Source organism: uncultured Dietzia sp. (assembly GCF_937873725.1).
Lineage (GTDB): Bacteria > Actinomycetota > Actinomycetes > Mycobacteriales > Mycobacteriaceae > Dietzia.
The window spans coordinates 1-8946 of the sequence record NZ_CALMYY010000109.1; the positions used below are offsets into that span (position 1 = coordinate 1).

The window sequence follows — 8946 nt, forward strand, 5'->3', positions numbered from 1 at the left end:
GGGTGCCCGGGCCGCGGGGTCGGTGTTGGCGGGGGCGGGGGGATCCGTGGACGGGGTGGTGTCCGCCGGGTCGGAGGCGCTGGGCGGCCTGCCGGACTGGGGTGCGTTGCTCGCGGACGCGGTCGGTGCCCTCGACCCCGGTTCGCTCGAGTCGGAGTCGGCCCGGTGGTCGGCACCCCCGGTGATCGAGCCGGAGCCCGCTCCCCCGGCTCCTGCACCTCCGCCGGTTCCGGCCGGCCCGGTGCAGGGGGGGACCGTCCCCGAGCCCGCTCCCCCGGTGCTCGAGGCCGATGGGTCGCTGACCCTGGACACCGGCAGCGGGGTGCTCTCGGTCGCGGATGTCGACGGCGACGGTCACCTCGACGCGGCCCTGCCGATCGATCCGTCCGCGACCGGCTCCCTCGACGCCGGTGCGGTGGGTGTCGGGTCGGCCGCGGTGGGCTCCGCCGCGGCCGGATCCGTCGGCGGAGGCTCGGTGGGCGGAGGTTCTGTGGGGGTCGGCTCGGTGGGCGGCGGCTCTGTGGGAGTCGGCTCGGTCGGGGCAGGATCAGTCGGTGGCGGCTCGGTGGCCGCCGGGTCGCTCGGCCTGGGGTCCTGACCGGGTTCCGATGAGCATCGCGAGGAGGGCGGTGGCGGCGTACAGGGCGGCCGGGACCACCATGAGCGTGACGGACCGGCCGTCGGCGGGGACGACGGGCAGGACCACCACCATGCCCACGACGAACGCCGAGTTGAACAGCGCGTCCTGCAGGGCGAACACGCCGCCGCGGCGGGCGTCGGGGACGTCGGTCTGCATGGCGTTGTCGGCCACCAGCTTCACCACCTGGGCGCCCAGACCGAGGGCCACGGCCCCCACGACCAGCGGGGTGGGATCGAGGGTCGGGCCCACCGCGAGCTGGGCGGCCGCCGACACCGTCGCACCGGCCGCCACCACGAGGATCCGGCGGGCGCGCGCGATGGCCCACGGGGTGACCACCGCGGCCAGTCCCATCCCGGCGGCGACGGCGGCGGAGAGCAGGCCGAACCCGCCCATCCCGGCCACGACCGGGCCGCCCGTGCCGGTGGTCTCCACGTCGCGCAGCAGCAGGATCGCCAGCATGGTGGTGATTCCGAACGCGGCCCGTCCGAGCGTGACGCCGGCCAACGCGCCCCAGACGAGGGGCGTCGAGCGGGCGGCCCGGACTCCCTCGGCAAGCCCGCCGGCGAAGAGGCCCACGGCATCCCGGGTCACGCCGGCACCGGGGTGCCCGACGGCCTCGCCGCCGTCGGGCCCCAGGTGCCGGGACGGCAGGGCCAGGACCGCCCACGCCCCGATCACGGCGGTGAGGACGGCGGGGACGAGGGTCCACGAGACCGCCGCGTCCCCCGCGCCGAGCACGGCCAGCACCGCGAACGCCGCCACGGCACCCACCGCCGTCACGACCGACCCCACCGTGACCAGCACCGAGTTGGTGGCCGCGAGGATGCGGTCGGGCACCACCCGGGGCATCGCGGCGGTCATGCCGGTGTTGATCAGACGGCCGAGGCCGATCGCCACCAGGGAGAGGCCGAACAGCGCCGCCAGCCCCGCCCCCGAGCGGACGGCACCGGCGGCCACGAGCGCGATCGTCGCGATGATCGCCAGGGTCCTGACCAGGGCGGCGACGGCCACCACGATCCGCCGGTCCCAGCGGTCCAGGGCCGCGGCGGCGAACGGGCCGAGAATCGAGTACGGCAGCAGCATCACGGCGAAGCCGCCCGCGATCGCCGCCGGGGTCGTGGCGGCCTCCGGGCTGAACAGGACGATCCCCCCGAGGGCGGCCTGGTGGATCCCCTCGCTCAGCAGGGCAGACAGGCGCGCTGTCGACAGCCGTCCGAGGCCGTCGGAGTCGCGCAACGCCGCGGACAGGCGGCCGCGCGTCGGGTCGGCCGGCTCGGCGGACAGGGAGGTCACAGGAGCCACCGTAGCGAGACCCTATCGAGGGGACGCGGATGTGGGTGGGCGACGACGGGGGCATCATGGGGGCATGGACACGGGCCCGGATGATCTGAGTGGCGGCGGCCTCTTCGGTGACCGCCTCTACAGTGCGATGGACAAGCGGGATCCGGTCGCCGGGTCGCTGCTCATCGCCGCGCCCGACATGCCGGACCCCAACTTCCAGCGCGCGATCATCTACGTGATCGAACACGACCACTCCGGCTCGCTCGGGGTGGTGATCACCCGTCGTAGTGAGACCGAGGTGGAGACCATCCTCCCGGCCTGGGCCGGGCTGTGCGCACCGCCGGCGGTGTTCCACATCGGCGGACCCGTCAAGCCGGACACCGGGATCGCGCTGGTGGTGCTGGCATCGGGAGTCGACGGCGGGAAGAACTCCGGCCTCCAGCGGATCGAGGGTCGCGTGCACGTGGTTGACCTGGACAGCGATCCGGACGAGCTCCGCGGCAACGTCGACGGGATGCGGGTGTTCGTCGGCTACACCGGCTGGGCGCCCGGTCAGTTGCAGGGTGAACTCGATCGCGGCGACTGGTACGTGGCCCCGAGCCTGCCGAGCGACCTGCTCGCACCCGCGCGGGTGGACGTGTGGGGTGCCGTGCTGCGCCGGCAGGAGATGCCTCTGCCGCTGTACGCCACCTATGTCAACGACGGCGACGTGAACTAGCCGCCCCCTCCCCGAGTCCATATAGTGGGAAGTGGTTTCTACTTTTTGAGATCAGGCCTAGGCTCGGGCAGGTGGACGGGGTGGAGGAGGTCGAGGGCGCGCCGCGTGGCACGCAGCTGACCGCGCGGCACTGGCTGGTGCTGGCGGTGGCGACGTTCGTCGCCGCGTCCGGTTCGGCCTTCATCGCGGGGGTCGGGTTCCTGCTCCCCCACCTGCACACCGTCGTGGGGCTCTCGCTCCCGCGGGCGGGCGTGCTGGTCGCGATGCCCTCGATCGGGATGGCCTCGACGCTCATCGCCTGGGGCTGGCTGGTCGATCGCACCGGGGAGAGGCTGGTCCTGGTCGCCGGATCGGTCGGCACGGCCCTGGCCCTGACGGCCGCCCTGGTCGCCGACTCGTTCGCGTTCCTGGCGGCGTTCCTGCTGCTCGCGGGCGCGGCCACCGCGTCGGGCAACTCGGCGAGCGGACGACTCGTGGTGGGGTGGTTCCCGGCTCACCGCCGCGGGCTGGCCATGGGGATCCGCCAGATGTCCCAGCCGCTGGGCGCGGCGATCGCCGCGATGTCCATGCCGCTCCTCGCGCAGTCGCATGGTCTGGGCGCGGCCTTCGCGGTCCCCCTGGGGATGGCGGTGGTCTCGGCGGTGGTGGCCCTCGTCGTCGTCACCGACCCGCCCGCTCCCCCGCCCTCGCCGCTCCGATCCCGGCCGACCGCGACCAGCGCGGCGGACGACGCCCCGGCGGAGGGTTCGCCCTACCGCGGCGCCCGCCACCTGCAGCGCATTCACGGGGTGTCGGTGCTGCTGGTGCTGCCGCAGGGGATGCTGCAGGCGTTCCTGCTGGCGTGGCTGGTGCTCGGGCACGGGTGGTCGGCGGTGTCGGCGGGCGTGGTGGTCACGGTGAGCCAGATCCTGGGCGCGGCGGCCCGGATCGTGATGGGTGCGGTCTCGGACAGGGTCGGATCGCGCATGAGACCGATACGCGGCGTGGCGATCTCGGCGGCCGGCGGACTCGCCGCGCTGGCGGCCGCCGAGGCGCTGGGGGCGCCCGGCGCCGTCGCGGTGACGCTGGCGGTGGTCGCGACGGTCCTCTCGGTCTCGGACAACGGCCTGGCCTTCACCGCCGTCGCCGAATACGCGGGGCCGCGGTGGAGCGGGCGGGCGCTGGGGGTGCAGAACACCGCGCAGTTCGTCGCGATGTCGCTGGCCACCCCCCTGGTCGCCGCGGCGATCGAGCGCGTGGGCTACTGGCCGGTCTTCGCCGGCGCCGCCGTGGCCGCGGCGGCCGCGATCCCGCTGGTGCCGGCCGAGGACCGGCGGCGCACCTGATCGGCCGTCGCCCTGGCGACCCGTCCGCCAGCGGGGGTGAGGCCGCATCGAGGCTGGCTAGACTGCCCGGCGTGTCGAACACCCCCTCCACCAGCGCGGAGATCCGCAAGGGTCTGGCCGACTGCTCGACCGTCGGGTTGGGGTTGGTGCCGCTCGGGCTGGCGTTCGGGGTCCTGCTCACGCAGGCGGGGTTCGACTGGTGGTGGGCGCCGGTGTTCTCGGTGGTGATCTACGCGGGGTCCATGGAGTTCCTCGCGATCGGTCTGCTCACCGCCGTCACCCCCCTGTACTCACTCGCCGCCGCGGCGTTCCTGGTCAACTTCCGTCACGTCTTCTACGGGCTGAGCTTCCCGCTCGACTCGATCCGCTCCCGGGCCGGCCGGCTCTACGCCGTGTACGCGCTCACCGACGAGGCGTACGCGATCACCGCGACCAAGCGCCGCGGGGACATGACCGGCGCCCGGACGCTGACCATCTCGATCGCCTGCCAGGCGCTGTGGGTGGTCCCCGGGATCGTCGGGGCGCTGCTCGGTGCCGCGTTGCCCGAGGGCCTGGACGGGCTGCAGTTCGCGCTGACCGCGCTGTTCGCCGTGCTCGCCGTGGACGCGTGGCGCGCCTCCGGCGATCTGCCCGCGCCGGTGATCGGGCTGGTCTGCGGCCTGGTGGCGGCGTGGGTGGCGCCGGGACAGATGCTGGTCGTGGGCCTGTGCGCGTTCGTGGTGGTGCTCATGCTCCGCTACGCGGTCGCGGCGCCCCGCGGGCGGGACGCCGCGTGACCGCGCCCGTGCCCGGGGCCGGATACGTCCTCGCGGGGCTCGGCGTGATGTTCCTGGTCACGGTGGCCCTGCGGGCGGCCCCGTTCGTCGCGCTCACCCGGCTCCGCGACTCACGGGTCGTGCGCTACCTGGGCCGGACGATGCCCGCCGGCGTGATGGCGGTCCTGGTGGTCTACACCCTCCGCGGCACCACCACCACCACGCCGGAGTCGTGGCTGCCGGCGCTCGCCGCGCTCGCGCTCACCCTGGCCGTGCACCTGGCCTGCCGACGCGCCGCGGCGAGCATCGTGCTGGGCACCGCGACCTACATGTTGCTGCGGGCCTGGCTCGCCTGAGAGTCCGCGGCCGCCGGACTAGCGGGCGACGGGGCAGGTCCCCAGGTCGACCTTCCACTCCACCAGCCCGTTGAGCCACCCGGAGCGCAGGCGCTTGGGGTCGCCGAGCGAGGTGAGGTCGGGGAGGTGGTCGGCGACGGCGTTGAAGATCAGCTCGAGCTGCATCTTGGCGAGGTTCGCGCCGATGCAGAAGTGCGGCCCCTGCCCGCCGAACGTGACGTGCGGGTTCGGATCGCGCAGGATGTCGAACGTGAACGGGTCCTGAAACACGTCCTCGTCGAAGTTCGCCGACGCGTAGCAGAGCAACGCCCGGTCGCCCTTGGGGATGGTGACGCCACCGATCTCCACGTCCTCCATGGCGGTGCGCTGGAACTGGGTGATCGGCGAGGCCCACCGCAGGATCTCGTCGTAGGCGGTCTCGGGCCGCTCCTTCTTGAACAGCTCCCACTGCTCCGGGTGCTCGAGCATGGCCACCATCCCGTGCGTGGTGGCGTTGCGGGTGGTCTCGTTCCCGGCCACCGCCAGCAGGGTGACGAACCAGCCGAACTCGTCGGAGGAGAGGTGCTCGCCGTCGATGTCGGCCTGGACGAGCTTGGTCACGATGTCGTTCTGCGGGTTGGCCGCCCGGGCCTCGGCCATCTTGTTGGCGTAGTCGATGAGTTGCATGGACGCGATGGCCGCGGAGTCCATTCCGCCCGGCGCGTCGTAGCTGGTCATGGTGTTGGACCACTCGAAGATCTTGTGGCGATCCTCCTGCGGCACGCCGAGCAGCTCGGCGATCGCCTGTAGCGGCAGCTCGGACGCGATCGCGGTGACGAACTCGTCGGAGTTGGCGGCGGCCGCCTCGGTGACGATCCTCTGTGCCCGATCGGCGAGCTCGTCCCGCATGCCGGCCACGCCGCGCGGCGTGAAGCCGCGCGAGATGATCCGCCGGTGCTTCTTGTGGATCTCGCCGTCCTCGTTGACCAGCATCTCGCGCTGGGCCTCGATGATCGATCGGTCGGTGCCCTCCGAGAAGCGCGGGATCATGGTGTTCTCGCCGGCCGAGAAGGTCTCGCCCGTCACGCGCGAGATCTCCTTGACGTCGGCGTGCTTGGTGACCAGCCAGTAGTGGTCGTCGTCGAAGCCGTCCGAGCCGCGGCGCTTCTCGACGCGGCGGATCGGCTCGGACCGGCGCAGCTGCCGCCACTCGTCGTGCGGCAGTCGCTTTTCGAACAGGTCCGGGTCGGTGAAGTCGAATCCTGCCGGGATGGTCACGTTCACGGTTGTCTCCTGAGCGACGTCACCCGCCGGGATCGGCGGGACCAGAATGGTGAATGGTGGTAACTATATACACATGGCACTATCCGCGAGTGAGATTCTCGACCGCGCTCTCATGCTGTCCGAGCAGATGTCGGGGTCCATCGCGCGCGCCGCGGCCAACTACGGACTCACGGTGCCGCGGCTGGAGTTGCTGTTCGTGTTGGGGCTGGAGGGCGAGTGCAAACAGGTCGAGCTGGCCACCTACCTCGATTGCTCCCCGCGCCAGGTCACCGCGCTCGTCGACGGGCTCGTGGCCAGCGGGCACGTGGTCCGGAGCATGCCGCCGGATGACCGGCGGGTGCGGTTGATCAACCTCACCGAGGAGTCGCGCCGGATCGTGGACGAGGTGGTGTCGGCGCGCGTGTCGCTGGCGGAGTGGTTGTTCGAGGGGCTCGACGACGACGAGCTGCAGGCCTTCGGCGCGGTCTCGGAGAGGCTGGTCTCGAGGATGAGCGGGCGGGCGCTGGCGCGGCTGGCCGCGCAGTGACGTCCGGCGGCGCGGTCGGTCAGGCGGTGCAGGCCGCGCAGCCGGTGTCCGCGCGGGCGTATTCGGTGAACCCGCGGGAGCGGTAGTTGGGGATCGCGGCGGGGGAGTCGTCGTCGCAGGTGTGCAGCCACACCCGCCGGCACCCCGGCGCCTTCCAGGCGATGCGGGCGACCTCGGAGAGGAACCAGCCGCCCAGGCCCCGGCCGGCGAAGCGGGGCAGGAGCCCGAAGTAGACGATCTCCACGTCGACCCCGTGGTCTGACCCGAGGGGTGCGTCGGCGCCACACGGGCTCATGCGGAGCTCGGCGAACCCGGCGAGGTCCCCCTGGTGGGTCGCGCGGAGGGTGCTCACGCACGCGTCGGTGCAGTAGGAGGCCCAGGTGCCGTCGGACCATTCCAGGCGGTCGACCCAGTTCCAGTCGCCGCCGATCTCGCGGTACATCCGGGAGTTGAGATCGGGCTCGGCGGGGAAGACCCGGGAGATGGTCAGGTCCCGCGGGCGGGCCGGGCGCAGCTGGGAGGGATCGGTCTGCTGCAGGTAGGTCACGCTGGTCATCGCGCTAGTCAAGCACCGGAACCCCGCTGCGATCCACCCGGAGTCGGGCGGCAGCGGGGTCCGGCGGTACGCGCGGAGAGTCAGTTGACGGTGAGGTGGACCCCGGGGATGCCGAGGCCGTTCACCGCACCGGCGACGGCGGTGGCGGCGTTGTTGAACCCGTCCGCGCTGGCGCTCTGCATGGCGGTCCCGGTGAAGGGGTTGGCCGCGGCCGCCCCTCCCAGGCCGATGGCGGAGACCGCGCTTCCGGCGCCGAGGCCCGCGGCGCCGATTCCGGCCGCGAGAGGCGAGACGCCGAGGGCCGCGGCGGGGCCGAGGAACGGCAGGAGAGCCGCGCCGAGTGCGATGAGAAGGGTGATCGGGTCCATGTCCGTGGTCCTTTGTTCTGGGTATCCGGGTGTCAACCGATGGTGATGTTCTTGGGTTGGACGACTGGCGGCGGCTGCACCGGCAGCAGCGGGATGACGATCGCCGGCGGTGCCGGTGCTGCAGGTGGTGCTGCCGGTGGTGGTGCCTGCACCGGTGCAGGCACCGGAGCGGGCGGGGGCGCAGGCGCCGGCGCGGGGATCGGTGCCGGTGCCGGTGCGGCCGGCACCCTCGAGGCCGGGGCCCTGACCGGTGCGACGGCGGGCGGAATCGACGTCGGGGAAGAGGATCTGCTCCTCCCGGGGGACGTCGGAGTCGCGACGGCGACCGGTGCGGTGGAGGTCGGTGCGGTGGATGTCGACCGGGTGGTGGCGGGTGCCCCTGCGGCCATCGACGGGATCGCCGTCGTGGTGGCGGCCAGCCCGGCCTGGTGGGGCGTGGGCTCGACGGAGGCGTCGAGTCGGGCACCCGCCGGCCCTACTCCGCCGAGCCACGCCGCGATGGCGCCGCCTCCGAAGCCGATCAGCGCGAGCCCGGCGAGGACGACGGCCGTCATCCTCGTGCGACCGGGTCCGGTGAGTGTCGCGGTACCGGTCACGTTCGCTCCTCCCGGGTCCGGGTTGCGACCGAGCGACCCCCGATCGCTCGTCGGCGCGAGCCGTCTCAGCTCGTGCGGGGAGAACGCTAAGCCGATGCCCAGGATGCTTTCAATTGCTTTGATCGCTAACTTCCCGGACCGGGCGGCGGGCCTGTGACCTGCTGATATGGCGCCATTCGGGTGGGTCCCGGCGAACGCGCAGATGGGCGGGGCCGCAGGGCTGCGGGGACCTCGCAGGGGGCCGCGGATAAGACCGTGATGATTCGGGTGAAACTGTGATCGGCGTCACGGTCGGCGGCCGCGGGGGAGACCCGCCTCAGTCGCGGCCACCGGCGCCGGTCCCGGCTCGTGCGTACCGCCCGGCCAGCCACGCGCACACGATCAGCTGGATCTGGTGGAACAGCATGAGCGGGAGCACCAGGAGCCCGACCGGCTGGCCGGCGAACAGGACCGCCGCCATCGGCAGTCCGGTGGCCAGCGATTTCTTGGAGCCGCAGAACTGCACGACCCGCCGGTCGCGCTCCTCGAAGCCCAGGACCCGCGAGACCAGCTCGGTCAGCCC

At 72.9% G+C, this 8946-nt stretch carries 11 protein-coding genes and 1 pseudogene; 7 read left to right on the plus strand and 5 right to left on the minus strand.

What is annotated here, in order from left to right:
• Nucleotides 1-598: pseudogene (locus tag Q0444_RS11895) on the plus strand (hypothetical protein); the annotation flags it as partial.
• Here Q0444_RS11895 and Q0444_RS11900 read toward each other — a convergent pair.
• Nucleotides 548-1933 carry an MFS transporter gene (locus Q0444_RS11900; protein WP_299023320.1) on the minus strand — a complete coding sequence of 462 codons (1386 nt, stop codon included), beginning with the start codon at nucleotides 1931-1933 and terminating at the stop codon, nucleotides 548-550. The pseudogene Q0444_RS11895 and the gene Q0444_RS11900 sit on opposite strands and share 51 nt — an antisense overlap.
• 73 nt (nucleotides 1934-2006) lie before the next feature.
• Here Q0444_RS11900 and Q0444_RS11905 point away from each other — a divergent pair, with 73 nt between their 5' ends.
• The 4 genes from Q0444_RS11905 (at nucleotide 2007) to Q0444_RS11920 (ending at nucleotide 5075) form a co-directional block, all read left to right on the plus strand.
• Complete coding sequence (locus tag Q0444_RS11905; RefSeq protein ID WP_291079509.1) at nucleotides 2007-2639, plus strand: YqgE/AlgH family protein; 633 nt, start codon at nucleotides 2007-2009, stop codon at nucleotides 2637-2639.
• Nucleotides 2640-2710: 71 nt separating this feature from the next.
• Nucleotides 2711-3964, plus strand: coding sequence for an MFS transporter (locus Q0444_RS11910; protein WP_299023321.1), 1254 nt, complete (start codon nucleotides 2711-2713; stop codon nucleotides 3962-3964).
• Nucleotides 3965-4035: 71 nt separating this feature from the next.
• The gene (locus tag Q0444_RS11915) at nucleotides 4036-4740 is read left to right on the plus strand and encodes an AzlC family ABC transporter permease (protein ID WP_291085237.1); all 705 of its coding nucleotides are present in this window, start codon (nucleotides 4036-4038) and stop codon (nucleotides 4738-4740) included.
• Nucleotides 4737-5075, plus strand: coding sequence for a branched-chain amino acid transporter permease (locus Q0444_RS11920; RefSeq protein ID WP_291085235.1), 339 nt, complete (start codon nucleotides 4737-4739; stop codon nucleotides 5073-5075). The genes Q0444_RS11915 and Q0444_RS11920 overlap by 4 nt, the downstream gene beginning before the upstream one ends.
• Nucleotides 5076-5093: 18 nt before the next feature.
• Here Q0444_RS11920 and Q0444_RS11925 read toward each other — a convergent pair whose 3' ends face one another.
• The gene (locus Q0444_RS11925; RefSeq protein ID WP_291085232.1) at nucleotides 5094-6338 is read right to left on the minus strand and encodes a cytochrome P450; all 1245 of its coding nucleotides are present in this window, start codon (nucleotides 6336-6338) and stop codon (nucleotides 5094-5096) included.
• A gap of 73 nt (nucleotides 6339-6411) precedes the next feature.
• Between Q0444_RS11925 and Q0444_RS11930 the strand changes: the two genes are divergently transcribed.
• Nucleotides 6412-6864 (plus strand): MarR family winged helix-turn-helix transcriptional regulator, encoded by a 453-nt coding sequence (locus Q0444_RS11930; protein WP_291085229.1) that lies wholly within the window; start codon nucleotides 6412-6414, stop codon nucleotides 6862-6864.
• A gap of 19 nt (nucleotides 6865-6883) precedes the next feature.
• On the opposite strand, the gene Q0444_RS11935 is transcribed toward Q0444_RS11930, so the two are convergent.
• Complete coding sequence (locus Q0444_RS11935) at nucleotides 6884-7420, minus strand: GNAT family N-acetyltransferase (RefSeq protein WP_299023322.1); 537 nt, start codon at nucleotides 7418-7420, stop codon at nucleotides 6884-6886.
• Nucleotides 7421-7500: 80 nt separating this feature from the next.
• Nucleotides 7501-7788 carry a hypothetical protein gene (locus Q0444_RS11940; protein WP_291085223.1) on the minus strand — a complete coding sequence of 96 codons (288 nt, stop codon included), beginning with the start codon at nucleotides 7786-7788 and terminating at the stop codon, nucleotides 7501-7503.
• 51 nt (nucleotides 7789-7839) lie between these two features.
• Between Q0444_RS11940 and Q0444_RS11945 the strand changes: the two genes are divergently transcribed.
• Nucleotides 7840-8541, plus strand: coding sequence for a hypothetical protein (locus Q0444_RS11945; protein WP_299023323.1), 702 nt, complete (start codon nucleotides 7840-7842; stop codon nucleotides 8539-8541).
• Between the two features lie 159 nt (nucleotides 8542-8700).
• On the opposite strand, the gene Q0444_RS11950 is transcribed toward Q0444_RS11945, so the two are convergent.
• Nucleotides 8701-8946, minus strand: a 246-nt coding sequence (locus Q0444_RS11950; RefSeq protein WP_299023324.1) for a bile acid:sodium symporter, incomplete at its 5' end; no start/stop codon positions are given.